The organism is Rubellimicrobium roseum (genome assembly GCF_006152145.1).
Taxonomy (GTDB): Bacteria; Pseudomonadota; Alphaproteobacteria; order Rhodobacterales; family Rhodobacteraceae; genus Rubellimicrobium; species Rubellimicrobium roseum.
This window is the reverse complement of sequence record NZ_VDFV01000143.1, coordinates 1-1,401: the sequence shown is the minus strand read 5'-3', so window position 1 is coordinate 1,401 and position 1,401 is coordinate 1. Positions and strand designations below refer to the sequence as shown.

Here is a 1,401-nt window from a genome sequence, read left to right as displayed (position 1 = left end):
CCCGGGGCTCCCGGCCGCGCAGGCGCAGGCGCTCGTCCCCGGGCTCGTGGTCTTTGCGGCCGCCCCGGCGGAGGACGCGGCGGGGCTCGCGCGGCTCGCCGCCTGGGCGCAGCGGCGCTACGCCCCGGTGGTCGCCCCCGACCTGCCGGACGGCTTGGTCCTGGATGTCACAGGGGCCGCGCACCTGCATGGCGGCGAGCACGCCCTGCTCGTGGACCTCATCGGGCGACTCGCCTCCGTGCGGGTCGAGGCCCGGGCTGCCATGGCCCCGACCTGGGGCGCGGCCCACGCTCTGGCGCGCTGGGGCGCCGTGTCGCCCCTGGTGGTGGATGCGGCCGGGCTCGCGACAGTGCTGGCCCCTCTGCCGCTCGCCGCCCTGCGCCTGGACGCCCCCACGCTGGCCGGGCTGCGCCAGCTCGGGCTCGACACCATCGCCGACCTTGAAGCGCAGCCCCGGGCTCCCCTAGCGCTGCGCTTCGGGCCCGCCCCTAGCCAACGCCTCGATCAGGCGTTCGGCCGCCTGCCTGAGCCCATCACCCCCGTGGTGATCGCGGACCTCGTGCGGGCGGAGCGCGCCTTTGCCGAGCCGATCAGCGCCCCGGAGACGCTGGCCCGCGCCATTGGGCTCTTGGCGGAGATGCTGGCGCAGGCGCTCGAGGCCCAGGGTCTGGGCGCACGTCGGCTCGACCTTCTCTTCCATCGTGTCGACGGCCGCGTGGAAGCGGTCCGGGTCGGCACGGCCCAGCCCGTGCGCGAGCCGCGGCGGGTGGCGCGGCTGCTGACTGACCGCCTCGAGCGGGTCGACCCGGGCCTGGGCGTCGAGCGCATGCGACTCTCCGCGCCCGGCACTGAGCCCCTGGGCTGGCGGCCCGCGCCCACAACGCTGGGCGAGGCGCCGGAGGCGGATGTGGCGGCCCTCGTTGACACCCTGGCGAACCGGCTGGGGGCGCAGCGGCTCTACCGTCTAGCCGCCGTCGAGAGCGACACGCCCGAACGCTCGGTGCGGCGCGTGGCTCCGCTGGCCGCGCCCACCCCGGGCCGCTGGGAGTTTGGCTGGCCGCGCCCGGCCCGCCTCCTGGCCCAGCCCGAGCCGGTCGAGACGCTGGCGCTCCTACCCGATCACCCACCGGTCCACTTCACCTGGCGGGGCGTGCGCCGGCGCGTGGCGCGTGCCGACGGGCCTGAGCGCATCTACGGCGAGTGGGTACGCTCGGACGCCGAGCTCTGGGCCGTGCGGGACTACTTCGTCGTGGAGGACGAGGCGGGCCAGCGCTTCTGGCTGTTTCGGGCCGGCGATGGCCGGGACCCCGCCACCGGCTCGCAGCGCTGGTTCCTCCACGGGCTGTTCGCGTGAGCGAGGCGAACGACAGCTCACGCGACGGGGATGGGATCGGCGGGGGG

At 76.6% G+C, this 1,401-nt stretch carries 1 protein-coding gene; it reads left to right on the top strand.

Annotated elements, in window-relative coordinates:
* The coding region (locus FHG71_RS23215) for a Y-family DNA polymerase (protein ID WP_218014231.1) at nt 1–1,354 on the top strand (1,354 nt) is incomplete at its 5' end.
* Between the last annotated feature and the right edge of the window lie 47 nt (nt 1,355–1,401).